The 21,934-nt window shown below is 69.6% G+C and carries 22 protein-coding genes; 10 read left to right on the top strand and 12 right to left on the bottom strand.

Annotation, left to right across the window (positions count from 1 at the left end):
- Position 1: 1 nt before the first annotated feature.
- The 4 genes from ACIRSS_RS36120 to ACIRSS_RS36105 all read right to left on the bottom strand — a co-directional run bounded on the left by ACIRSS_RS36120 (position 2) and on the right by ACIRSS_RS36105 (position 4,498).
- Positions 2-496 carry a GNAT family N-acetyltransferase gene (locus ACIRSS_RS36120; protein WP_400903220.1) on the bottom strand — a complete coding sequence of 165 codons (495 nt, stop codon included), beginning with the start codon at positions 494-496 and terminating at the stop codon, positions 2-4.
- Complete coding sequence (gene ligA, locus ACIRSS_RS36115; RefSeq protein WP_400903217.1) at positions 489-2,660, bottom strand: NAD-dependent DNA ligase LigA; 2,172 nt, start codon at positions 2,658-2,660, stop codon at positions 489-491. Before ligA ends, ACIRSS_RS36120 begins: the two co-directional genes overlap by 8 nt.
- Positions 2,661-2,671: 11 nt before the next feature.
- Complete coding sequence (locus ACIRSS_RS36110; protein ID WP_400903214.1) at positions 2,672-3,376, bottom strand: hypothetical protein; 705 nt, start codon at positions 3,374-3,376, stop codon at positions 2,672-2,674.
- Between the two features lie 84 nt (positions 3,377-3,460).
- On the bottom strand, positions 3,461-4,498 hold the full coding sequence (locus ACIRSS_RS36105) for a methionine synthase (RefSeq protein WP_400903211.1): 1,038 nt from the start codon (positions 4,496-4,498) through the stop codon (positions 3,461-3,463).
- Positions 4,499-4,632: 134 nt separating this feature from the next.
- On the opposite strand from ACIRSS_RS36105, the gene ACIRSS_RS36100 reads away from it, so the two are divergent.
- The 5 genes from ACIRSS_RS36100 (at position 4,633) to ACIRSS_RS36080 (ending at position 9,062) form a co-directional block, all read left to right on the top strand.
- The gene (locus ACIRSS_RS36100; RefSeq protein WP_400903208.1) at positions 4,633-5,457 is read left to right on the top strand and encodes a phospholipid scramblase-related protein; all 825 of its coding nucleotides are present in this window, start codon (positions 4,633-4,635) and stop codon (positions 5,455-5,457) included.
- Positions 5,458-5,561: 104 nt separating this feature from the next.
- Complete coding sequence (locus tag ACIRSS_RS36095; RefSeq protein WP_400903205.1) at positions 5,562-6,605, top strand: MBL fold metallo-hydrolase; 1,044 nt, start codon at positions 5,562-5,564, stop codon at positions 6,603-6,605.
- An 80-nt stretch (positions 6,606-6,685) separates the two neighbouring features.
- Positions 6,686-7,087 carry a GNAT family N-acetyltransferase gene (locus ACIRSS_RS36090; protein ID WP_400903203.1) on the top strand — a complete coding sequence of 134 codons (402 nt, stop codon included), beginning with the start codon at positions 6,686-6,688 and terminating at the stop codon, positions 7,085-7,087.
- 10 nt (positions 7,088-7,097) lie between these two features.
- Complete coding sequence (locus ACIRSS_RS36085) at positions 7,098-7,550, top strand: GNAT family N-acetyltransferase (protein ID WP_400903200.1); 453 nt, start codon at positions 7,098-7,100, stop codon at positions 7,548-7,550.
- Positions 7,551-7,898: 348 nt separating this feature from the next.
- Positions 7,899-9,062 carry a DUF222 domain-containing protein gene (locus ACIRSS_RS36080; RefSeq protein WP_400903197.1) on the top strand — a complete coding sequence of 388 codons (1,164 nt, stop codon included), beginning with the start codon at positions 7,899-7,901 and terminating at the stop codon, positions 9,060-9,062.
- 7 nt (positions 9,063-9,069) lie between these two features.
- On the opposite strand, the gene mnmA is transcribed toward ACIRSS_RS36080, so the two are convergent.
- The 3 genes from mnmA to ACIRSS_RS36065 all read right to left on the bottom strand — a co-directional run bounded on the left by mnmA (position 9,070) and on the right by ACIRSS_RS36065 (position 12,794).
- Positions 9,070-10,161 (bottom strand): tRNA 2-thiouridine(34) synthase MnmA, encoded by a 1,092-nt coding sequence (gene mnmA / locus ACIRSS_RS36075; protein WP_400903195.1) that lies wholly within the window; start codon positions 10,159-10,161, stop codon positions 9,070-9,072.
- A gap of 4 nt (positions 10,162-10,165) precedes the next feature.
- Positions 10,166-11,362 carry a cysteine desulfurase family protein gene (locus ACIRSS_RS36070; protein ID WP_400903192.1) on the bottom strand — a complete coding sequence of 399 codons (1,197 nt, stop codon included), beginning with the start codon at positions 11,360-11,362 and terminating at the stop codon, positions 10,166-10,168.
- Positions 11,363-11,426: 64 nt separating this feature from the next.
- Positions 11,427-12,794, bottom strand: a complete 1,368-nt coding sequence (locus ACIRSS_RS36065) for an MFS transporter (RefSeq protein ID WP_400903189.1) — start codon at positions 12,792-12,794, stop codon at positions 11,427-11,429.
- A 209-nt stretch (positions 12,795-13,003) separates the two neighbouring features.
- Between ACIRSS_RS36065 and ACIRSS_RS36060 the strand changes: the two genes are divergently transcribed.
- On the top strand, positions 13,004-13,906 hold the full coding sequence (locus ACIRSS_RS36060) for an NADP-dependent oxidoreductase (RefSeq protein WP_400903186.1): 903 nt from the start codon (positions 13,004-13,006) through the stop codon (positions 13,904-13,906).
- A gap of 111 nt (positions 13,907-14,017) precedes the next feature.
- Here ACIRSS_RS36060 and ACIRSS_RS36055 read toward each other — a convergent pair whose 3' ends face one another.
- The 4 genes from ACIRSS_RS36055 to ACIRSS_RS36040 all read right to left on the bottom strand — a co-directional run bounded on the left by ACIRSS_RS36055 (position 14,018) and on the right by ACIRSS_RS36040 (position 17,606).
- The gene (locus ACIRSS_RS36055) at positions 14,018-14,896 is read right to left on the bottom strand and encodes a lysophospholipid acyltransferase family protein (protein ID WP_400903183.1); all 879 of its coding nucleotides are present in this window, start codon (positions 14,894-14,896) and stop codon (positions 14,018-14,020) included.
- Positions 14,893-15,675, bottom strand: a complete 783-nt coding sequence (locus ACIRSS_RS36050; RefSeq protein ID WP_400903181.1) for a GNAT family N-acetyltransferase — start codon at positions 15,673-15,675, stop codon at positions 14,893-14,895. The genes ACIRSS_RS36055 and ACIRSS_RS36050 overlap by 4 nt, the downstream gene beginning before the upstream one ends.
- Before the next feature lie 157 nt (positions 15,676-15,832).
- A complete protein-coding gene (locus ACIRSS_RS36045) occupies positions 15,833-16,792 on the bottom strand; it encodes an electron transfer flavoprotein subunit alpha/FixB family protein (RefSeq protein WP_086861595.1) in 960 nt (319 codons plus the stop codon).
- Between the two features lie 28 nt (positions 16,793-16,820).
- Positions 16,821-17,606 carry an electron transfer flavoprotein subunit beta/FixA family protein gene (locus ACIRSS_RS36040; protein WP_400903177.1) on the bottom strand — a complete coding sequence of 262 codons (786 nt, stop codon included), beginning with the start codon at positions 17,604-17,606 and terminating at the stop codon, positions 16,821-16,823.
- 243 nt (positions 17,607-17,849) lie between these two features.
- Here ACIRSS_RS36040 and ACIRSS_RS36035 point away from each other — a divergent pair, with 243 nt between their 5' ends.
- Positions 17,850-18,695 carry a DegV family protein gene (locus tag ACIRSS_RS36035; RefSeq protein WP_400903174.1) on the top strand — a complete coding sequence of 282 codons (846 nt, stop codon included), beginning with the start codon at positions 17,850-17,852 and terminating at the stop codon, positions 18,693-18,695.
- Here the strand turns inward: ACIRSS_RS36035 and ACIRSS_RS36030 are convergent.
- Positions 18,673-19,098 (bottom strand): hypothetical protein, encoded by a 426-nt coding sequence (locus tag ACIRSS_RS36030; RefSeq protein ID WP_400904019.1) that lies wholly within the window; start codon positions 19,096-19,098, stop codon positions 18,673-18,675. The two genes, ACIRSS_RS36035 and ACIRSS_RS36030, sit on opposite strands and share 23 nt — an antisense overlap.
- A gap of 53 nt (positions 19,099-19,151) precedes the next feature.
- Here ACIRSS_RS36030 and ACIRSS_RS36025 point away from each other — a divergent pair, with 53 nt between their 5' ends.
- The 3 genes from ACIRSS_RS36025 to ACIRSS_RS36015 are packed head-to-tail and all read left to right on the top strand — an operon-like array spanning position 19,152 to position 21,926.
- On the top strand, positions 19,152-19,925 hold the full coding sequence (locus tag ACIRSS_RS36025; RefSeq protein ID WP_400903172.1) for a class I SAM-dependent methyltransferase: 774 nt from the start codon (positions 19,152-19,154) through the stop codon (positions 19,923-19,925).
- Positions 19,922-21,427, top strand: coding sequence for a 1,4-alpha-glucan branching protein domain-containing protein (locus tag ACIRSS_RS36020; RefSeq protein ID WP_400903169.1), 1,506 nt, complete (start codon positions 19,922-19,924; stop codon positions 21,425-21,427). Before ACIRSS_RS36025 ends, ACIRSS_RS36020 begins: the two co-directional genes overlap by 4 nt.
- 10 nt (positions 21,428-21,437) lie before the next feature.
- Positions 21,438-21,926 carry a glutathione peroxidase gene (locus ACIRSS_RS36015; RefSeq protein WP_400903166.1) on the top strand — a complete coding sequence of 163 codons (489 nt, stop codon included), beginning with the start codon at positions 21,438-21,440 and terminating at the stop codon, positions 21,924-21,926.
- Positions 21,927-21,934 lie beyond the last annotated feature (8 nt).

Genomic DNA, 21,934 nt, shown 5'->3' with positions numbered 1-21,934 from the left:
GTCAGACGTCGATCTGGTAGGCGATCAGGCTGATGTGCGGGTACGGCCGCCAGTCCCGTTCGGCCAGGCGCGCGAACCCGAGACGCTCGTAGAGCCGATGGGCGCTGCGCATCCCGTCGAGGCTGCTCAGCACGACCTTGCGGATGTCCAGCGCCCGCGCACGGTCGAGCACGGCCCGCGTGAGCGCCTCGCCGATGCCCCGCCCCCGCGCCGACGGCGCCACGGCGAGCATCCGGAACTCCAGCTCGCCGGGACGCGAAATCTCGGCATAAGGAGACCCGGGCCGCACGACGGTCACCGTGCCGAGCACCTCCCCCGCCGCATCGACGGCGACGAGCACCTCGGCCAGCTCGACCCGCCGCGCGATGTCCCGCAGCTCCGCGTCGTACCCGACGTCGCCGGCCAGGTGACCGTCGACGTCGTAGGCCTGCACCGTGACTTCCCCCGCCGCGGCGTATTCCTCCGGCCGCGGCGGCCGGATCTCGACATCACCCATCCGTCTCCCCAGACTCGTCTTCGGCGGCCTCGTCGCCGGCTGGCAGCGCCACCTCCTGCGCCGCCTCGGGACCCTGCTCCAGCAGGACGCGGAAACCGCCTTCGTCCAGCACCGGCACCTTCAGCTGCACGGCCTTGTCGTATTTCGAACCAGGCGAATCCCCGACGACGACGAACGCGGTCTTCTTCGAGACCGACCCGGCCGCCTTGCCGCCGCGGGCCATGATGACTTCCTTGGCCTCGTCGCGGGAGAAACCGTCGAGCGACCCCGTCACCACGATCGACAGGCCCTCGAGGTTGCGCGGGATCGACTCGTCGCGCTCCTCTTCCATCCGCACGCCGGCGCGTCGCCACTTTTCGACGATCTCCCGGTGCCAGCCGACCTCGAACCACTCCCGCGTCGCACGCGCGATGGTCGGGCCGACGCCGTCGACGTCCGCGAGCTCTTCCTCGGTGGCCTGCTCGATGCGTTCGATCGAGCCGAACTCGCGGGCGAGCGCCTGCGCCGCGGTCGGCCCGACGTGCCGGATCGACAAAGCGACCAGCACTTTCCAGAGTGGTCGATCTTTGGCCACGTCGAGGTTCGCGAGCAGCTTTCGCGCGTTCGCCGACAATTCGCCGGCTTTGGTCCGGAACAGCTCCACCTCGGCGAGGCTGTCTTCGTCGAGGTCGAAGATGTCGCCCTCGTCGGCGACCACGCGCGCGTCGAGCAGCGCGACCGCGGCCTCGTACCCGAGCACCTCGATGTCGAACGCCCCGCGCCCGGCCAGGCTGAACAGCCGTTCCCGCAGCTGCGCCGGGCAGAAGCGGCTGTTCGGACAGCGGATGTCCTTGTCGCCTTCCTTCTGGTACGCGAGCTCGGTGCCACAGGCCGGGCAGTGCGTGGGCATGACGAACTCGCGCTCGTCACCGGTGCGCGCGTCCACCACCGGCCCGAGGACCTCGGGGATGACGTCGCCGGCCTTGCGGATGACGATCCGGTCGCCGATCAGCACGCCCTTGCGCTTGACCTCCTCCTGGTTGTGGAGGGTGGCCCGCGCGACGGTCGACCCCGCGACCTTGACCGGCTCGGTGACCGCGAACGGGGTCACCCGTCCGGTCCGCCCGACGTTGACCTGGATGTCCAGCAGCGTCGTGATGGCCTCTTCCGGCGGGTACTTGTACGCGATCGCCCACCGCGGCGCCCGTGACGTCGTGCCCAACCGACGCTGCAGCGCCACCCGGTCGACCTTGATGACGACGCCGTCGATCTCGTGCTCGGCGTCGTGCCGGTGTTCACCCCAGTAGGTGATGTGCTCGGTGAGCTCCTCGACCGTCGTCAGGACCTTGCTGTGCGGCGACACCGGCAGGCCCCACGCGGCCAGCGCGTCGTACGCCTCCGACTGACGCTGTGGTTCGAAACCGTCGCGCTTGCCGAGTCCGTGACAAATCAGCCGCAGCCGACGTTCGCGAGTGATTTTCGGGTCCTTCTGCCGCAACGAACCGGCCGCGGTGTTGCGCGGGTTCGCGTACGGCGGCTTGCCCGCTTCGACCATCTTCGCGTTCAGCTCGAGGAAGTCCTCGACGCGGAAATAGACCTCGCCGCGCACCTCGACCAGGGCCGGCACCGGGAACTGGTCGGTGCCGGTGAGTGTCTCGGGCACCTGGTCGAGCGTGCGCATGTTCAGCGTGACGTCTTCGCCCGTACGGCCGTCACCCCGGGTGAGCGCGCGGGTGAGGTGACCGTTTTCGTACAAGAGGTTGATCGCCAGGCCGTCGATCTTCAGCTCGGCCAGGAACTCGGTGCGCCCGACCTCCTTCTCGACGCGTTCGTACCAGGCCAGGAACTCGTCCTTGTCGAAGACGTTGTCCAGGCTGAGCATGCGCTCGAGGTGGTCGTACGCGGTGAATTCGGTCGAAAACGTGCCACCGACGCGCTGCGTCGGCGATTCCGGCGTGACCAGCCCCGGGTACTCGTCCTCGATCCGCTGCAGCTCACCCAGCAGCTCGTCGAACTGCCCGTCGGAGACGATCGGCGAGTCCAGGACGTAGTAGCGGAACTGGTGGTCGCGCAGTTCCTCCGCGAGGGCGCCATGCCGCTCGCGCACGTCGGCCGGGACGTCGGTGACGTCCTCGGCGGCCACCGGGGCGGTGGCCGGGTCCGGGGGAAGTTCGGTGCTGCTCACGGGTGGTAACCCTAGTCGGGGGTACCGACATTTTCGTGCCCGCCGGCGTCCAGTCCGCGGACCAGTTCACGGAGCTCCAGAAGGGTGATCGCCCCGGCCGGCTCGGCCGCCGCGGTCTCGACGCGCCGTAGTCGTTCGGCGGCGAGCCGTTCACCCAATGTCGCGTCGAGCGGCAGAAATGTCATGGTCTGTCGCGCTGCGTCGTCGAGGTCGGCGAAGCCCGGGTGGAAGACGGCGACGTCGACGACGTGCTCGTCCTCGTCGACCTGCGCGACGACCCGGACGTCGGCCAGCGCGATCCGGTGTTCGCCGAGGTTGACGGTGACCTCGGTCGGATCCGGCACGGGCGGCACCGAGTCGTGGTACTCCCAGATCGCGTCATCCGATGGTGCGGCGACGCGCCACGCGTCGGTGAACGGCCGTAGCTCCGGGTCCTCCTGACCGGTCACGACCAGGGCGTAGATCGATCGACGACCACGTTCGAGCGAGAAGTGCAGCCGCGGGTGCAGCGCCTCGACCAGCTGGCAGAGCTCGTGCTCGACCCGGTGCGGCTCGCCCTCACCGAGGGCCGCGCTGACCATCGGCAAGAGGTCGTACCAGCCCCGCCAGAACACTTCCGCCGCGGCCGCCGGGTCGTCCGGCACGTGCTGCTCGGGCCACGCGGTGCGCGGGTCGGGCGGGTCGGCGGCGGCGTTCTTGCGGCGGAACAGGCGCATGGTCAGGAGTGGTCCTCGTTCGATCGGCTACGCCGCCACGCTACTTGCCCGGTGACGTGGACGTCGGCGAGTTACCGGATTCCGTCACCAGCCTTCGGGAGGCTCCACGAAGGCCTTGCCGAGGTCGCGGGTCAGCGCGAGAGCGCGACGCATCCATTCCGGCGTCGCGCCGGCGAGGCCGCAGGCAGGCGTCGGCACGGCGCGTTCGGCGAGGACGCTGCGGTTGAAGCCGAGCCTGTCCGCCAGCCGGAACACCGGCTCGCCGACGTCCTTCAGAGTCGTCGGCGACGCGGGCGCCGTCGACGGGACCGCGCCGAGGAACAAGGTCGCCCCGCCGTCCCAGACTTCGCCGATCTCGTCGAGGAACGCGGCGGACGCGCCGTCGAGCGCGGCGATGTCGAAGGCCAGGGCGTCAGCGCCGGCTTCGCGCAGCAAGCCCAGCGGCGGTTTCGCGGCGCAGCAGTGCAGGATCACCGGCTTGCCGGTGATCGCCTTCGCACCCTCGATCACCGTCGAAAGCAGGTCACGCGCCTCGGGCTCCGGCACCGCGGCGACGTTCCCGTAGCCGGACGGCGTCGGCAGGCCACCGGCCAGCACCGAGGGCAGCGACGGCTCGTCGAACTGGACGACCACGGGCGCGCCGGTCCTGGCCTGGACCTCGGCGACGTGGCCGGTGAGGCCGTCCAGCAGGGATGACGTGAAGTCCCGCAAGGCGCCGCGGTCGGTGAGCACCTTGTGGCCGCGGGGCAGCTCGATCCCGGCACCGAGCGTCCACGGCCCGGCCAGCTGGATCTTGAAGACGGGTGGGGTGGCTCCGGCCTTCTCCCGCGCCTCCTGCACGGCGTCGAGGTCCCAGCGAAGCAGGTCCACGGCCCGGCGGTGCTCGTGTCCCGGCCGCGCCACCACGCGGTAGCCGCTCGGCACGACGTCGACGGCCAGGTCCACCAGCAGCGCCGCGGTCCGGCCGAGCATGTCCGCGCCGACGCCACGGGCCGGCAGCTCCGGCAGGTACGGGAAGTCCGGCAGCTCGCCGAACACGATCGCCGCCGCTTCCACGGGGTCGGTGCCCGGCATCGAACCGATCGCCGTCGCGGCACCGCTGGGCCAAGCTCGCTCACTCACAAAGCCCGATTCTGGTCGACCACCCGCCGGCGTCGCCGACCGGGCTGCCGCGCCGACCCCGTCCGAGGCAGACATACGCCGCATTTGCCTTTACCGGCACCGTGGCGCGGTCCGCGCGGATAGGCTGACCCGCCATGACGAGTTCGCCACCGCAACCGGGCTGGTATCCCGACGCGCGGGACCCCCGTCTGCACCGTTGGTGGGACGGCCAGGCCTGGACGGCCAACACCCGACCGGCCCACCAGGCACCGCCACCGAGCGACTCGGAGCCGATCGAGCTGGACATCGAACGGGCCCACGACCCGGCCCGGATCCAGGACCAGGTCAACCGCGCGACGCGCGGCCGAGGCACTGCGCGCAACGGCGGCGGGACGCTGTTCACCGAGCCTGTCCTGGTGGTCAACCAGCGCGCCAAGCTGATCGAGATGGCCAACGAGTTCGGTGTCTTCGACCAGCACGGCAACCGACTCGGCGGAGTGGTCGAGGTCGGCCAGAGCACGCTGAAGAAGGCGATCCGGCTGCTGACGAACTACGACCAGTTCCTGACCCACAAGTTCGAGGTCCGGGACGCCAACCACAGCACCGTGCTCAAGGTGACCCGGCCCGCCAAGGTGTTCAAGTCTCGGTTCCTGGTCACGCGGGCCGACGAGACCCCGATCGGCGAGATCGTCCAGGAGAACGTCTTCGGCAAGATCCGCTTCGGCTTCGTCGTCGACGGTCACTCGGTCGGCGGGATCTTCGCCGAGAACTGGCGCGCCTGGAACTTCTCGATCCGCGACCACGCCGGCACCGAGGTCGCCCGCGTGACCAAGACGTGGGGCGGGTTCCTGAAAGCCGCCTTCACGACCGCCGACAACTACGTCGTCGAGATCCCCCACCCGCTACCGGATCCGCTGGCCAGCATGGTTGTCGCCGCGGCCCTCACGATCGACACCGCCTTGAAGCAGGACACCGACTGAGCGAGTGACCGGCGTCTCAGCTCCTCCCGGTGGACAGCGGGCCCGGCACGGCTCAGGGTGAATGAAGGCCGGGACGCCGCAGTCTCGCCGGGACGGAGGTCACCGTGGAACCGTTGCCGGAAAGCAGCGACAGGAACTGGACCGAGCCCGGAATCTACGAGGTCTCGACCGGCGTCTACCGAATCCCGTTGCCCCTGCCCAACGACGCTCTGCGCGCGGTCAACGTTTACGCGGTCACCGACGGCGAGAAGCTGGTCCTGGTCGACTCAGGCTGGGCGTTGACCGTCGCGCGTCAACAACTCGCGAACGCACTCGTCGGCATCGGCGCGGAGCTCGCCGACGTCAGCGAGTTCCTCGTGACGCACGTTCACCGCGACCACTATTCGCAGGCGGTCGTCCTTCGTCGCGAATTCGGCTCCAAGATCGCTCTCGGCCAGGACGAGGAACCATCACTCAAGGCTTCGGGTAACCCCGACCGGCTGCCGATGGAAGCTCAGGTCGACCTGTTGGTCCAGGCAGGCGCCGGCGAAGTGGTCGAAGCCCTGGCCCGCGACTTCGGCACAGACCGTCGGCACATGGAGGCCGAGCTTTGGGAAGCGCCCGACGAGTGGTTGACGCCGGGACCACGCCCGATCCTGCCCGGTCGCCAGTTCGACGTCGTTGCCACCCCCGGCCACACGGCCGGCCATGTCGTGTTCGTCGACGACACGGCCGATCTCCTGTTTTCGGGCGACCACGTCCTGCCGCACATCACGCCCTCGATCGGCTTCCAACCCGTACCGGTCGAATTGCCGCTCAACGACTTCATCGACTCGCTTCGCCTGGTCCGCGCGATGCCGGACCGGCGCATGCTGCCCGCGCACGGTCCGGTGTCCGAAAGCGTGCACACGCGGGTCGACGAACTGCTGGACCACCATCGGCAACGCCTCGAGACGATCGGCTCTCAGATCACAGCCGGCGCGAGCACGGCGTACGAGGCCGCGCACCGGATCGGCTGGACCCGCCGCAACCGAAAACTGTCCGAAATGGACTCGTTCAACCAGATGCTCGCGGTTCTCGAGACAGCGGCACACCTCGACCTCCTGGTGTCGCAGGGCAAGCTGGCCGCCCAGGTCGTCGACGGCGTTCGCCACTACACGACTACCTGAGCGCCGTCGCAGTCAGTACCGCGGGTAGTCACGTCGTCGCAAGTTACGACCTACGACGGGCGTCCTGCATACTGGGCGAAATGGATGTCATCAGACGCGCCCGGGCCACAGACGTCGAGGCGCTTGGCCGCCTGTTCGGCGCACCGGGCGAGCCGCTGGCAACCGCGCTTCGCGAGCTCATGAACACTTCACACGTCATCCTGGTCGTCGCCGAAGACGACAACGGCGTGGTCGGCACCGCGCAACTGACGGTGTTGCGAGGGCTCATGTGGGAAGGCGCCACCCGGGGTCTGCTCGAAGGTATCCGTGCCGCTCGACGCGGAGTTACCAGCGCACTTCTGACCTGGGGCATCGACGAAGCCCGCCGCCGAGGTTGCAGTCGCGTCCACCTCGATTCCGGCCTTGAGCGCGCCGACTTGCGAGACTTCTACGCGCGCTTCGGATTCGAGCACAGCTATCAAGGTTTCACCCGCGTCCTGTGATACTGGCGCCGTGACCGACTACAACATCCGCCGGGCACGGCGGGACGACATCGGCGCGATCGTGCGCATGCTGGCGGACGACCAAGTCGGCGCGACGCGGGACGATCCCGACGACCTCGAGCCTTACTTGCGGGCTTTCGAGGACATCGACGCAGACTCGAACCAACTCCTCATCGTCGTGACGTGCGGCGACGAACCGGTCGGAACGCTGCAGCTGACGATCATCCCTGGGCTCGCCAGGCGCGGCGCGCTTCGCGGTCAAGTCGAGGCCGTCCGGATTCGCGCCGACCATCGGGGTTCCGGGCTCGGTGCGGATCTCATGCGCTGGGCAATCGACGAGTCTCGACGACGCGGATGCGCCCTCGTCCAGCTCACCTCGGACGTCGCGAGGACCGACGCGCACCGTTTCTACGAACGCCTCGGTTTCACCCCGAGCCACACCGGCTTCAAGCTCAAGCTCTGAGCACCAGAAACGTTGCCACGTAATAATATTCCATCTGTCTACATCAGACATTCCCCTGATCGCACTTCCTTCCGGCGCCGGTAACGCTCACGCGTCCACACACGCGACCATCTCGAAACAATCGGAGAAAAGTCAAGTCGCGAACGTCGCGAAAGGACCGTTCGCTCCCCTAGTCACCCATTCCTCCGAACTTCGGTGACATTTCTTGCGCGGCCCCGTACGGTCGCGCTCATGACACCTTCACAACCACTCCGCAAAGTCGCTGCTCCGGCCGATCCCCGGAACACGCACGACAAGCTCCCGTTCGTACTGAGGACAGCCCGCACAGACCCGGAGACGTTGCGACGTATGAAAGACGAGCAAGTCGTCGACCTAATCCGTCACACCGACGCCGAGATCTCCAAGCTGCAGGCCCTTCAGCTACGGGCGATCGCGAATCTCAGCGTGCGCCGGAGACGGGCGCCCAGCGCCGCTTCGGAAGTGGCTCTGGCACTCTCCATTACGGAACGCCGCGCCAGCAACATAGTTTCGGCGGCCAACGCGCTGATCGCCCGGCTCCCTCGCATGCTGAACCTCATGGACGACGGCCGGCTCGACCTGTACCGCGCCATGAAGGTCACGGATGCGACGGCATGGCTGTCCAGAGACCACGTACGCCTGGTCGATGCGAAACTCGAAGGTCGCGTTCCGGGACGCAATGCCACCCAGGTTCGCCGAGCCGCGGCCTATGCGGCCGCGCAGGTGGATCCGGAAGGCGCCGCGCAACGCACCGACCGGAGTCTCGTCGAGCGACGGCTGGCCGCGCACCACCAGGACAACGGCGTGACCAGTCTGTCCGTCAACAACGTACCCACCGAGAAGGCGACCGCGGCTTACGCTCGCATCGATCGGGCCGCTCGAGCGTTGAAGACGCCTGAAGAGTCTCGGACGCTGGACCAGCTCCGCGCGGATGTGGCCATGGACCTGCTGCTCAGCGGAACGGGCGGCCCGAACGGTCGCGCCGAGGTGTTCCTTCACGTCGACTTGGCGACCTACCTCGGCATGAACGACTTGCCGGCGGCACTGGCCGGTCGCGGGCCCATCGCTGCGTCAATGGCCCGCCGCATCATCGGCGGCTCCGACACCACGATCCGGCGGGTCCTCACCGATCCGCGCAACGGCCAGGTGATCGAGCTGTCGCCGACGCGGTATCCCTTGGATCCTGCCCACGACGAGTTCATCCGAGTCCGAGACCGTGAGTGCCGACAGCCCGGCTGCACACGTCCAGCCCAGAACTGCGGGGTGGAGCCGACTCGGGCGCGTGGCGAAGCCAAGGAAGCCGCTGACCAGCCGGTCACGTACTGCACGCGGCACCGCAGGCTGAAGAGCCAGCCCGGCTGGGACTACGAAGTCACGCCTGAAGGCACGGTGAACGTCGCAACACCGGCCGGCCGGGTGCACTCGACCGAGCCACCGTCGATTCACTCCGGTCGGCGGCGAGCGAGCCGAAGCCGCAAGAAGTCACGGCAATGAGCGACGGTCAGCGCGTGCCCGAGATCTTCGCGCTGCCCAGGACGATGTCTCCGCCTTCGGCGTCCGGCCGGTAGAGCACGACGACCTGGCCCGGGGCCACCCCTCGCAGCGGTTCGCGCAGCTGCAGCGTCATCGCGTCGGAGTCCACGTCGGCGACCGCGTCGACGATGCCTCCATGGGCCCTGACCTGCACCACGCATTCGGTCGGTTCGGTCAGTGGTTCGCCGCTGGGCCAGATGGCGCGATCGGCCTCGATCACCTTGACGCCGAGCCCCGCGACGGAGCCGACCTTGACGGAGCCCGAGACCGGCTCGAGCGAAAGGACGTATCGAGGACGACCGTCGGGAGCGGGAGCCTCGATCCCAAGACCCTTGCGCTGTCCGACGGTGAATCCGTGCACGCCGGTGTGCCGGCCGAGCACGGCGCCGGTCTCCGCGTCGACGAGCTCACCAGGACGCTGCCCCAGTCTGCCTTCCAAGAACTTCTTGGTGTCGCCGTCCGGGATGAAGCAGATGTCATGGCTGTCAGGCTTGTTGGCGACCGACAGACCGCGTCGCTCAGCTTCCGCCCGTACCTCGGTCTTCCACGAACCACCCAACGGGAACATGGCGTGGCTGAGCTGCTCCGAGGTGAGGGAGGCGAGCACGTAGGACTGGTCCTTGCCGCTGTCCGCGCTGCGGCGCAACTCCGGCACGCCATCCACCACGGAAAGGCGCGCGTAGTGGCCTGTCGCAACCGCGTCGAAGCCGAGCGCCATCGCCTTCTCGAGAAGAGCCTCGAACTTGATCTTCTCGTTGCAGGTGACACACGGATTCGGCGTGCGTCCGGCGGCATACTCGCCGACGAAGGTCTCAACGACCTCCTCGGTGAAGCGCTCCGCGAAATCCCAGATGTAGAAGGGGATTCCGAGGATGTCGGCGGCTCGCCGGGCGTCATGCGAGTCTTCGATCGTGCAGCAGCCGCGCGAGCCGGTCCGCAAGGTGCCCGGTTTGGCCGACAGCGCCAGGTGCACGCCGACGACGTCGTGCCCGGCGTCGACCGCCCGCGCGGCGGCGACCGCCGAGTCCACTCCTCCGCTCATGGCGGCCAAAACCCGCATTGTCTTACACCTCTTGCTTCTGGGTCTGCTTGCGCATTCCAGCCAAACCGGCCTGGCGCGCGCGCGTGACGACGCCGCCGATCTCGGCGGCGACGGCCTCGACGTCCGCGGCGGTGGATGTGTGGCCGAGGGAGAATCGGAGCGAGCCCCGGGCCGCCGCTGGATCGGCGCCCATGGCGAGCAGCACGTGGCTCGGCTGGGCGACTCCGGCCGTGCACGCGGAGCCTGTCGAGCATTCGATGCCCTTGGCGTCGAGCAACATCAGGAGACTGTCGCCGGCGCAGCCGGGGAACGTGAAGTGAGCGTGGCTCGGCAGCCGCTCGCTGTCGCCACCGTTGAGAATGGCGTCGGGCACCTCGCGCTGGACGACTTCGATGAGTCCGTCTCGGAGCTCTTCGACGCGCTTCGCGTACTCGGCTCGGGTCGCGACGCTGGCTCGGACAGCGGCCGCGAATCCGACGATCGCCGGGACATCGAGAGTGCCGGAGCGAACGCTGCGCTCCTGGCCTCCGCCGTGCAGCAACGGCACGCAGGTCACGTCCCGGCCAAGCAGGAGCGCGCCCACGCCGAACGGCCCGCCGAGCTTGTGGCCGGTCAACGTGAGTGCCGCAGCGCCGCTGGCGGCGAAGTCGACCGGTACGGCGCCGACAGCCTGCACCGCGTCGGTGTGGAGCGGGATGCCGAACTCCGCGCAGACGGCTGCCAGGTCGGCGATCGGGTTGATCGTGCCGACCTCGTTGTTGGCCCACATCACCGTCACCAGCGCCACGGCCTCGGGATCGGCGGCGATGGCGGTACGGAGGACGTCCGGCGAGACGCGACCCTGGCTGTCGACTTCCAGCAAGGTGATCTCGGCGCCGCAATGAGCTTCGAGCCATTCGACCGTGTCGAGCACGGCGTGGTGCTCCGCGGCGCCGCACAGGATGCGGCGACGCTGCTCCTGCTCGTCGTGGCGGGCCCAATAGATGCCCTTGAGCGCGAGATTGTCGCTCTCGGTGCCGCCGCCGGTGAAGATCACCTCGGAGGGGCGGGCGCCGAGGGCGTCGGCGATTGCTTCGCGGGCTTCCTCGACCATCCGCCGGGCGCGGCGGCCCGAGGAATGCAGCGCGGAGGCGTTGCCCACGTTGGACAGCGCCTCGGTCATCGCCGCTATGGCTTCGGGCAACATCGGAGTGGTCGCCGCGTGGTCGAGATAGGTCATCGCTCCTTCAGGGTAGTCCGCTCCACCGCGTGACGAAGCCCACCCTGGCCCTCGAAGTGGGCTGTCACACCTTCGACGGCCAGCGTCCGGTCAGCTTGACCCCCAGCAGCGCGAGGGCCACCAGGGCCACTGTGAGCAGGGCCATCGCCGGCGAGGGGTCGAGTACCGAGCCGACCACGCTGAGCAGGACGCCGCCCAGGCCGATGAGCAGCGCCGACCCCACCCAGTCGGCCAGCTGCATCGCCGAAGTGTTGAAGCCTCGCTCGCCCTCGGGTGAGTGGCGGAGCAGCAGGACGGAGATCGCGGGCATCGCAATCCCCATGCCGGCGCCGCCGACCGCGCAGGCCACGAACGCCGGCCAGGCGGGGAACCAGGGCTGGGAGACCAGGCCGAAGCAGACCAACCCGGCCGCGACCAGCCAGAACCCCGTGCGCAGCGATGCCTCCCGGGACCAGTTCAGGTACCGGCCCTGCGCTGCCGACGCCGCGGACCAGCCCAGCGCCGTGATGGTGAGCGGCAGGCCCGCCAGGGCCGGGCTGTAGCCGTGGACCGCGGTCATCGTCAGAGGCAAGTACGCCTCCATCCCGGCGTACGCGCCGGCGATCAGGGCGCGGGACGCAACCACCGTCGGAAGGCCGGGCCGGGACGACAGCGTCCCGGTGGGGAGCAAGGTCCGGAGGGCGTAACCCAAGGCCACGAGACCGGCCGTGCCGTAGACGAGTGCCAGCAGCGACTGGTGCTGGGCCGCCCACGTCAACGCCGCGACGCCCAAGGCCGCGATGATCGCCTGGACGACGCCCGCGCGCCGGCCGCCGGCTGAGGGCAAGTGTGTGGGGAGGCGGCGGATGACCACCACCAGCATCGCCACGCCGACGACCACCAGCGGGACCAGGCCGAGGAAGACCCAGCGCCAGCCGATGCTGACCGTCACCACGCCGGCCAGGGACGGCCCGATCACCGCCGGCAGGACCCAGGCCGCCGCGTTGGCCGCGTAGATCACCGGGCGTTCCTCGTCGGTGAACGTCAACGCGATCAGCAACGACACCGACACCAGCAGCAGCCCCGAGCCGAAGCCCTGCAGCGCGCGGCCGAGGAGGAACGTCGGCATCCCGGTCGCCGTCCCCGCGACGACCAAGCCGGCCGCGAACAACACCGGACCCGCGAGCAGCGCCGGTGCCGGGCCGCGGCGGTCGCCGATCCGGCCCGACAGCACCGTGGCGACCACGCTCGAAATCAGGAAGATCGTGAACGGCCACGAGTACAGCGACAGCCCGTGGAGGTCGGCGACCAGGGTCGGCATCGCCGTCGCGACGCCCATGTTCTCGAACGCGACCAACGTGACCACCAGCAGCAGCGCGATCGTGGTCAGGCGGTGTTCCGGCGTCCACAGCACGCTGCGGCGACGGGGCGTGGAGTCGAGCGTCGAGGCCATGATCAGCAGCTTGCAACATCGAGCCCGCTGGAGGTCAAGCCGATTTCAGGCCATGCGGTGCGCCGCCGGCCCCAGGTGCGAAGTAGGCGCGACGGCCCGCTCGTCCGGCTGGTGAACACTGCTCGTCCGGGTGGTTCGGCCGGAATACCCGGCGAGTTGACCCGTTGGCATGGACATTCGAAGTCTCGACTCGAGGAGCGCAGAGAACCATGCGAGCGATCACTTTCTCCACCTACGGCGGGCCTGACGTCCTGCAGCTGTCCGAGGTCCCGGTGCCGGAGCCCGCCCCGGGACAGGTGCGGCTGGCCGTCCGCGCCGCCGGGATCAACCCGATCGACTGGAAGATCCGCAACGGCTTCATGCAGCAGAACTTCCAGGTCTCCTTCCCGCACATCCCCGGTGCCGAAGTGGCCGGTGTCGTCGACGCCGTCGGCGAGGGCGCGGACTTCGCCGTCGGTGACGAGGTGTTCGGCTGGTCCGAGACCGGTGCCTACGCCGAATACGCGCTGGCGAAGGCGCTCGCGCCCAAGCCCGCCGGACTTTCGTGGGCGGACGCGGCGGCGCTGCCGGTCGCCGGCGAGACCGCGCTTCGCGTTCTCGGGCTGCTCGAGGTCCGCGAAGGCGAGACGCTGCTGATCCACGGCGCCAGCGGCACCGTCGGGCGCTTCGCCGCGCAGGTGGCCATCGCGCAGGGCGTCACCGTCATCGGCACCGCCGGCAGCCGGAACCTCGACGACCTGAAGTCACTCGGCGTCGTGCCGGTGCTGTACGGCGACGGCTGGCAGGAGCGGGTCCGCGAGGCCGCGCCCGGACCGGTGGACGCCGTGTTCGACGCCGCGGGGCACGGGGTCCTGCCCGGGTCGGTCGAGCTGCGGGGCACGAAGGACCGGATCGTCACCATCGCCGACGGGGCCGCCTTCGAACTGGGAATCCCGTTCTCGAGCGGGGGCAAGCAGTCGCGTGAGGTCCTGACCGGGATCGCCGAGTGGGTGACCGACCGCGGGGTCCGGATCGCCCAGGGCAAGAGCTACCCGCTCGAAGATGCGGCCGCCGCGCAGGTCGAAAGCGAGAACGGCCACCCCGGCGGGAAGCTCACGCTCGCCATCGGCTGAACACGAGCAGCCCGAAACCGTCGGACGGGCCTGTTGTCCGAAACACGACGACAGGCCCGCGCACGCCTCCCAACCCGGGCCTGTCGCCGGATCGCGGCGACAGGGCCCGGATCACTTCGCGGGAGGCGAAGCCAGTGGGACCCGCTGGGCGCTCCGGCGCCGCTGCTGGGCCGGGATCTTGACCGTCCCCAGCGCCGAATGCACGGCCGCCTCGGCGAGCGCCGCCAGTTCACGGCGGTCCTCCGCGCGGCCCGGGGCGATCTCCGGGCAGATGTGGACCTCGAGCACCAGCCCGCGCAACGCCGCGACCCGGCGCAGGGACGCGATCAGCGACTCCGGACCGATGAACGCGGGACGGCTCGTCTCACGGCCGTCGGCCAGGCGGTACCGCAGCGCGATCGGGCGGACCGGGACACCGCCGTCGATGGCCGCCTGGAACGTCGCCGTCGTAAAACGACCAGACGCTAGGCCGCACCACGTCGTGCCCTCCGGGGTCACGCTGACCAGCGAGCCCGTCCTGAGCGCGTCGGCCAGCGACGCCATCGTGGCCGGCAGCGTCTTCAGCCGTTCACGGTCGAGGAAGATGCTGCCGCCGCGGCGGACCAGTCCGCCCAGCACCGGCCAGCCCGCGATCTCCTTCTTGGCCAGCGCGCGCATCGGCCGCAGCGCGTTGATCGCGACGATGTCCAGCCACGAGATGTGGTTGTTGACCACCAGCGCACCACGCCCGGCCGGCGTGGTCAGGAAGTCGCCGCCGCCCCGGATGTCCAGGCGGACGCCGAACGCCCGCAGCATGCCGCGGAAGATCAGCCGGACGCGACGCTCGCGACCCCACGACACCAGCAGCAACGGCGCCGACGCCAACGCCGCGAGCACGACGAAAATCGCCGCGGTGACGCGCAGGACGCGTCGCGGGAAACCGACCACCGGGTCGCCGTCGGTCAGGCAACCGTCGCCGCACGGCGACGTCGGCATCCACGCGTGGCTCATACCTGGACCCCGAGGAAGAACTTCAGGTACCGCTCGTCGACGTTGTGCAGGTCCAGCACGACGAAGAAGTCCGCGACGCCGAAGTCGGCGTCGAGCGCGGGCGGTCCGTAGGCCTTGGCGCCGAGCCGGACGTAGCCCTTGATCAGCGGCGGCAGGATCGAGCGGTCGGGACGGTCGACTCCCGACGCGTCCCACGGGATCAGCGGCGAGACGCGCGTGGCCTCGTCCGAGTAGTGCTTGGTGCGCAGGACGTCCCAGACGCCGGCGGCGAAGGAACCGCCGTCCACCAGCGGGACCGACGCGCAGCCGGCGAGGTAGCGGTGGCCGGACAGCAGCATGTAGCGGGCGATCCCGGCCCAGACCAGGCTCACGACGGCGCCGCTGCGGTGGTCCGGGTGCACGCACGACCGGCCGGTTTCGACCAGGGACGGGCGCAGGGCGTCGAGAGCGGTGAGATCGAACTCGCTGTCGGCGTAGAGCTTCCCGGCCTTGGCGGCGCGGTCCGGCGGCAGCATCCGGTAGGTGCCGACGATTTCGCCGGTGTTGTCGTCGCGGACGACGAGGTGGTCGCAGAACTCGTCGAACTCGTCGACGTCGAGGCCGGCGACCGGTGAGTGCAGGCGCGCACCCATCTCCTCGGCGAAAACCCGGTGCCGCAACTTCTGCGCGGCGACCACTTCTTCGTTCGCGTGGGCGACGAGAAGGGAGTACCGGGGAGCGTCCGCGGGGAGGTCGGCACCCGCCTGATCAGTGCTGACGAGGAGCTGTGACGTCGTCATGGTCAAGGTGTACCTGCGCGTTGGAAGCCGCGGAGAGTGCCATCCGATGACCGATTAGTGCACGTTCAGTTAATGGCGGGTTCTCAGGCTTCTCTCAGGTCCCGAAAACGCACGAAGGGCCTTCCGGGAAGTCCCGGAAGGCCCTTCGAACAGGCAATCAGCCCTTGCGCTTCTCGACCGCTTCGGTCAGCTGCGGCGCGACGTTGAACAGGTCGCCCACGATGCCGAAGTCGGCGATCTCGAAGATCGGCGCCTCCGGGTCCTTGTTGACGGCGATGATCGTCTTCGACGTCTGCATGCCGGCGCGGTGCTGGATCGCGCCGGAGATGCCGAGCGCGATGTACAGCTGCGGCGACACGGTCTTGCCGGTCTGGCCCACCTGGAACTGCGCCGGGTAGTAGCCGGAGTCGACAGCGGCACGCGACGCGCCGACAGCCGCGCCGAGCGAGTCGGCCAGCTTCTCGACGACGTCGAACTTCTCCGCCGAGCCGACACCGCGGCCACCGGAGACCACGATCGAGGCCTCGGTCAGCTCCGGACGGTCACCGCCGGTCACCGGCTCGACACCCGTGATCTTGGTGGCCTTCGCCGCGTCGACGGCGGGGATCTCGACGGTCTCTTCGGCCGCCGCGCCCTCGGCCGGCTCGGCCTCGACCGCACCCGGGCGGATGGAGACGACCGGCGCGCCCTTCGCGGACTTGGACTTCACCGAGAACGCGCCACCGAAGATGGACTGATCGATGACGCCGTCGCCGTTGACGCCCACGGCGTCGTAGATCAGGCCGGAGCCCAGGCGCACGGCCAGGCGGGCGGCGACCTCCTTGCCCTCACCGCTGGCGGTGACGAGCACGGCGGCCGGGGACGCCTGCTGCGCGAGCGCGGCGAGGACGTCCACCTTGGGCGTGACCAGGTAGTTCGCGGCGTCGTCGCCTTCCGCGACATAAACCTTGGCGGCGCCGTGCGAAGCCAGCGCCTGCTTCGCCTTGGCGGCGGTCCCGGTCGGGCCGACGACGACGGCCGACGGCTCACCGAGCGCGCGGGCGGCGGTCAGCAGCTCGAGCGTGACCTTCTTGACCTCACCGTCGACGTGGTCGACGAGGACGAGTACTTCAGCCATGTTCTTGTTCCTCCTCGAAGAGCCGTTGTCAGATGAGCTTCTGGCCGACCAGGTACTCGGCGACCTTCGTGCCGCCGTCGCCCTCGTCTTCGACCTTCTCGCCGGCGGTGCGCGGCGGCTTCGGCGCGGATTCGGTCACGGTGGACCACGCGTTGCCGAGGCCGACCTCGCCCGCGTCGACGCCCAGGTCGGCGATGGTGAACGTCTCGACCGGCTTCTTCTTCGCGGCCATGATGCCCTTGAAGGACGGGTAGCGCGGCTCGTTGATCTTCTCGCCGACGCTCACCACCGCGGGCAGGGTCGCCTCGAGGCGGGTGAGGCCGTCTTCGGTCTCGCGGACGGCCTTGATGGTCGTGCCCTCGACCGTGACCTCACGGGCGTAGGTGACCTGCGGCAGGCCGAGCAGCTCGGCGAGGATCGCGGGGACGGCGCCGCCGCGGCCGTCGGAGGACTCGTTGCCGGCGATGATCAGGTCGAAGCCTTCGACCTTCGAGATCGCGGCGGCGAGCACCTTGGCGGTGGCGATCGCGTCGGAGCCGTGCAGGGCCTCGTCGGAGACGTGGATGGCCTTGTCGGCGCCCATGGACAGCGCCTTGCGGATGGCGTCGGTCGCGCGGTCCGGGCCCACCGAGATCACGGTGACCTCGCCCTCGCCGGCTTCCTTGATCTTCAGCGCCTCTTCGACGGCCTTCTCGTTGATCTCGTCGAGCACGGCGTCGGCGGATTCGCGGTCAAGGGTGTGGTCGGACCCGTTGAGCTTCCGCTCCGAGTAGGTGTCCGGTACCTGCTTGACCAGGACGACGATGTTGGTCATGGGTCTGCTTCGACCTCCCGGTTCGTGGCCCGCGGAAGACCACGGGACAGTGCTCTACTGGCCGGTAGATTAGGGCCAATCGGCGCGCAGGACCCGCTGAGGTGACGCCATTCACCTGGATGAGCAATTTAATGGGACCATCGTCCCGGTAATCGACCGGTTACCCCACCTGAACTGCCGTTCGTCCGATCGGACCAACCACGGCCTACTCGCAGTGGGTGTCAGGCATTAACCTCCCCCACCATGCCCGCGCGCATCGCCGTCATCACCGACTCGAGCTCCTGCCTGCCCGACCTCGTCGCGTCCCGCTGGGCCATCGGAGTCGTCCAGATCCAGCTGAACCTGGGTGGTCACTTCGACGACGAAAACCGCTTCGACCGCGGCGACGTGATCGACGCGCTGAGAGCGGGGCAGGTGCTCACCACTTCGCCCCCGGATCCGGGGGCGTTCTTCTGGACGTACCAGGAAGCGGCCGCCTCCGGCGCGACCGCGATCGTCAGCATCCACATCTCCGGCCGCATGTCCGACACCGTCCGCGCGGCCCGGGAGGCCGCCCAGCAGGTCCGCATCCCGGTGCACGTCCTGGACAGCCGCACCACCGGGATGAGCCTGGGCTTCGCCGCGGTGTCCGCGGCCCGGGCGGCCGCGGCGGGCGCGGACGCCGCCCGTGTCATCGAAGCCGCCGAACGCCGGTGCTTCACCAGCACCGAGTTCATCTACGTCGACACGCTGGAGTACCTCCGCCGCGGCGGCCGGATCGGCGCCGCGCAAGCGATGCTCGGTACGGCGTTTTCGATCAAGCCGCTGCTCACGGTCAAGGACGGCGAGGTCGCGCCGCTGGCCCGCGTCGCCGGCACGCGGCGCGCGCTGGCCAAGATGGTCGACCTCGCGGTCAAGAAGTCCGGCGGTTTCCGCGCCGACATCGCCGTGACCCGGTTCGGCGCCAGCGACCACGAGCTCGAGATCGGCCGGCAGATCGAGCGCCGGGTGCCGGCGATGGCCGAGAGCATGGTCGTCGAGGCGAGCACGGTCATCGGCGCGCACCTCGGCCCCGGCGCGCTCGGCATCACGGTGTCGCCGGTGTTCTGACCCGCCGCGCCGGGATCGCCAGCACCAGGAGCGGGACCACGACGCCGAGCCCGGTCATCGCGATGATCAGCACCTGGTCGATGCGCTCGAAGTGCGACACGTGGCCGAGGTGGTAGACGAAGTGCGGCAGGCCGAACAGCAGCCCCGCCACGCCGGCGAGCCGCGCCACGGCTGTGGTGCCGATCACGGCGGCTCCGACCAGCAGCGCGGCGAGCGTCAGGTTGAGGCCGCCGAAGTCGCGGAGGAGGTGCTCGTTGAAGGCGCCATCCATGGAAACCCAGCCGGTGCGAAATCCGGGAAAGTCCTGGTAGAAGCCGGTCGGTGTGACCAGTGGCCAAATTCCGACCACGGCCTCGACCAAGCCGAAGAAGACAAGCAGAACGCGGGTGGTTGTCCGTTGCATGACCACGGAACGAGACGGCCGGGCCGGACGTGACACCCGCTAGGGTCGCGGAGGTGACCACCCCAGCCACCCGGGCCGAGGCGCTGCACCTGACCGGCGAACGGACCGTCCCCGGCATCGCCGAGGAGAACTACTGGTTCCGCCGGCACGAGGCCGCCTACCTCGCGCTGCTCCCCCACTGCGCGGACGCGACGGTGCTCGAAGCCGGCTGCGGCGAGGGCTACGGCGCGAGCCTCCTCGCGACGACGGCCCGCCGGGTGCTCGCGCTGGACTACGACGTCCCGACGACCGAGCACGTCGCCCGCCGCTACCCCGAGGTCTCCGTCGCGCGAGCGAACCTGGCGTTCCTGCCGGTGCGTGACGGCGCGGTCGATGTCGTGGCCAATTTTCAGGTCATCGAGCACCTGTGGGATCAAGCCGGGTTCCTCGCCGAGTGCCGGCGGGTGCTGAAGCCGGGTGGTCGGCTTTTGGTCACGACCCCGAACCGGCTGACTTTCACCCCGGACAGCGACACGCCGCTGAACCCGTTCCACACGCGTGAGCTGGCGCCGGCCGAGCTGGCGGGACTGCTCACCGACGCCGGATTCGACGTCGAATCGCTGCACGGCCTGCACCACGGCTCGGCGGTCCGCGCCCTGGACGAGCGGTACGGCGGCTCGATCATCGACGCCCAGCTCGACGTCGTCATGGGCTCGCTGCCCGGCCAGGCCGTGTGGCCGCCCGCGCTGCTCGCCGATGTCGCCGCGATCGAGGCCACCGGTTTCGCCATCCACGGCGACGACATCGACGCGAGCCTCGACCTGGTCGCCGTGGCGGTGCGCCGATGAACGAAGGCACTTTTTGCCTGGTTTTGCACAGCCACCTGCCGTGGCTGCCGCACCACGGGAGCTGGCCGGTCGGCGAGGAATGGCTCTACCAGGCGTGGGCGCATTCGTACCTGCCGATGGTCGACCTGCTCGAGCGCTTCGCCACCGAAGGCCGCCAAGACGTGCTGACGCTGGGCGTGACGCCGGTGCTCGCCGCGCAGCTCGACGACCCGTACAGCATCCGCGCGTTCCACGACTGGCTCGGCCACTGGCAGCTGCGCGCGCAGCACGCGTCGACGTTGTGGCGCGGCGACCCGACCTTGCGCGAGCTGGCCGCGGCCGAGCACCGGACCGCGGTCCGCGCGGCCGACGAGCTGGGGACGCGCTGGCGGCACGGCTTCTCGCCCATCCTTCGTACTTTGGTCGACAACTCGACGATCGAGCTGCTCGGCGGGCCGCTCGCCCACCCGTTCCAGCCGCTGCTGGACCCGCGGGTGCGCGAGTTCGCGCTGAACGCGGGCCTCGACGACACGGCGTTGCGGATCGGGTCGCGGCCCGCGGGAATTTGGGCGCCCGAGTGCGGCTACGCGCCTGGTATGGAAAACGACTACGCGGCCGCGGGCGTCCGGCGGTTCATGGTCGACGGGCCGTCGCTGCGCGGCGAGACGTGGGCGGCGCGCCCGGTCGGCGACAGCGACGTGGTCGCTTTCGGACGAGACCTCGAGGTCACCTACCGCGTCTGGTCGCCGAAGGCCGGCTACCCCGGCCACTCGGCCTACCGCGACTTCCACACCTGGGCGCACGAGGTCGGGCTCAAGGCGTCGCGCGTCACCGGCAAGACGGTCGAGCCGGCGGACAAGGCGCCGTACGACCCGGCGCTGGCCGCGGACGTGCTGGGGCTGCACGTCAAGGACTTCGTCGACACCGTGGTCACGCGGCTGCGTTCGCTGAAGAAGCACCACGGCCGTGAGGCGCTCGTGGTCGCCGCGTACGACACGGAGCTGTTCGGCCACTGGTGGCACGAAGGGCCGGCGTGGCTTGAGGGCGTGCTGCGCGCGCTGCCCGAGGCCGGCGTCCGGGTGACGACGTTGAAGGGCGCGCTCGACGCCGGGCTCGTCGGCGAGCCGATCGAGCTGCCGGCGTCGTCGTGGGGGTCGGGCAAGGACTGGCGCGTCTGGGACGGCGAGCAGGTCAAAGACATGGTCGACGCCAATACGGCGCTGCAGCGGCGGCTGCTCGACCTCGTTGCCAATTTGCCGACCACGGCCCGCGATACCGTCGCCGACCAGGCCGTGGCCGAGGCGATGCTGGCGCTGGAGAGCGACTGGGCGTTCATGGTCACGAAGGACTCGGCCGCGGACTACGCGCGTCGACGCGCGGCGGTCCACACCGAGCGCTTCGACGCATTGGCCGATTTACTGCGACGCGGCGACCGCGCGCGGGCCGAGCAGCTGGCCGCGACCTACCGCGCCGACGACGGACCGTTCGGGCACCTCGACGCCCGAGCGCTGAAGCACAACTGAAGGGACCTTCATGGGGATCCACGAAATTCCGGTCAAGACCCTCGACGGGCAGGACAGCTCGCTGGGCTCGCTCGCGGGCAAGGCGCTGCTCGTGGTCAACGTCGCGTCGAAGTGCGGCCTGACCCCGCAGTACTCCGGCCTCGAGCGGCTCCAGGAGCGCTTCGGCGGCCAGGGCTTCTCCGTGGTCGGTTTTCCGTGCAACCAGTTCGCGGGCCAGGAACCGGGCAGCGCCGAGGAGATCCAGACGTTCTGCTCGACGACCTACGGCGTCACCTTCCCGCTGTTCGAGAAGATCGACGTCAACGGCGAGGACCGCCACCCGTTGTACGCGGAACTGACCAAGACGGCCGACGCCGAGGGCGAGACCGGCGACGTCCAGTGGAACTTCGAGAAGTTCCTGGTCGGCGCGGACGGCGAGGTCCTCGCCCGGTTCCGGCCGCGGACCGAGCCCGAGGACGAGCGGGTCGTCAAGGCCATCGAGGCCGCTCTGCCCGCGTGAGACGACGG

The sequence above is a fragment of the Amycolatopsis sp. NPDC101161 genome (genome assembly GCF_044768185.1).
Classification (GTDB): Bacteria; Actinomycetota; Actinomycetes; order Mycobacteriales; family Pseudonocardiaceae; genus Amycolatopsis.
This window is presented reverse-complemented; position numbering and strand designations above follow the sequence as displayed.

What these genes read in the sequence shown, in the direction of transcription:
- ACIRSS_RS36080 (WP_400903197.1), top strand. Translation starts at nt 7,899, where the DNA reads ATGAAAGACGAGCAAGTCGTCGACCTAATCCGTCACACCGACGCCGAG.
- mnmA (WP_400903195.1), bottom strand. Translation starts at nt 10,161, where the DNA reads ATGCGGGTTTTGGCCGCCATGAGCGGAGGAGTGGACTCGGCGGTCGCC.
- ACIRSS_RS36035 (WP_400903174.1), top strand. Translation starts at nt 17,850, where the DNA reads ATGCCCGCGCGCATCGCCGTCATCACCGACTCGAGCTCCTGCCTGCCC.
- ACIRSS_RS36020 (WP_400903169.1), top strand. Translation starts at nt 19,922, where the DNA reads ATGAACGAAGGCACTTTTTGCCTGGTTTTGCACAGCCACCTGCCGTGG.
- ACIRSS_RS36055 (WP_400903183.1), bottom strand. Translation starts at nt 14,896, where the DNA reads ATGAGCCACGCGTGGATGCCGACGTCGCCGTGCGGCGACGGTTGCCTG.
- ACIRSS_RS36040 (WP_400903177.1), bottom strand. Translation starts at nt 17,606, where the DNA reads ATGACCAACATCGTCGTCCTGGTCAAGCAGGTACCGGACACCTACTCG.
- ACIRSS_RS36015 (WP_400903166.1), top strand. Translation starts at nt 21,438, where the DNA reads ATGGGGATCCACGAAATTCCGGTCAAGACCCTCGACGGGCAGGACAGC.
- ACIRSS_RS36090 (WP_400903203.1), top strand. Translation starts at nt 6,686, where the DNA reads ATGGATGTCATCAGACGCGCCCGGGCCACAGACGTCGAGGCGCTTGGC.
- ACIRSS_RS36110 (WP_400903214.1), bottom strand. Translation starts at nt 3,376, where the DNA reads ATGCGCCTGTTCCGCCGCAAGAACGCCGCCGCCGACCCGCCCGACCCG.
- ACIRSS_RS36050 (WP_400903181.1), bottom strand. Translation starts at nt 15,675, where the DNA reads ATGACGACGTCACAGCTCCTCGTCAGCACTGATCAGGCGGGTGCCGAC.
- ACIRSS_RS36100 (WP_400903208.1), top strand. Translation starts at nt 4,633, where the DNA reads ATGACGAGTTCGCCACCGCAACCGGGCTGGTATCCCGACGCGCGGGAC.
- ACIRSS_RS36065 (WP_400903189.1), bottom strand. Translation starts at nt 12,794, where the DNA reads ATGGCCTCGACGCTCGACTCCACGCCCCGTCGCCGCAGCGTGCTGTGG.
- ACIRSS_RS36060 (WP_400903186.1), top strand. Translation starts at nt 13,004, where the DNA reads ATGCGAGCGATCACTTTCTCCACCTACGGCGGGCCTGACGTCCTGCAG.
- ACIRSS_RS36120 (WP_400903220.1), bottom strand. Translation starts at nt 496, where the DNA reads ATGGGTGATGTCGAGATCCGGCCGCCGCGGCCGGAGGAATACGCCGCG.
- ACIRSS_RS36045 (WP_086861595.1), bottom strand. Translation starts at nt 16,792, where the DNA reads ATGGCTGAAGTACTCGTCCTCGTCGACCACGTCGACGGTGAGGTCAAG.
- ACIRSS_RS36070 (WP_400903192.1), bottom strand. Translation starts at nt 11,362, where the DNA reads ATGACCTATCTCGACCACGCGGCGACCACTCCGATGTTGCCCGAAGCC.
- ACIRSS_RS36030 (WP_400904019.1), bottom strand. Translation starts at nt 19,098, where the DNA reads ATGCAACGGACAACCACCCGCGTTCTGCTTGTCTTCTTCGGCTTGGTC.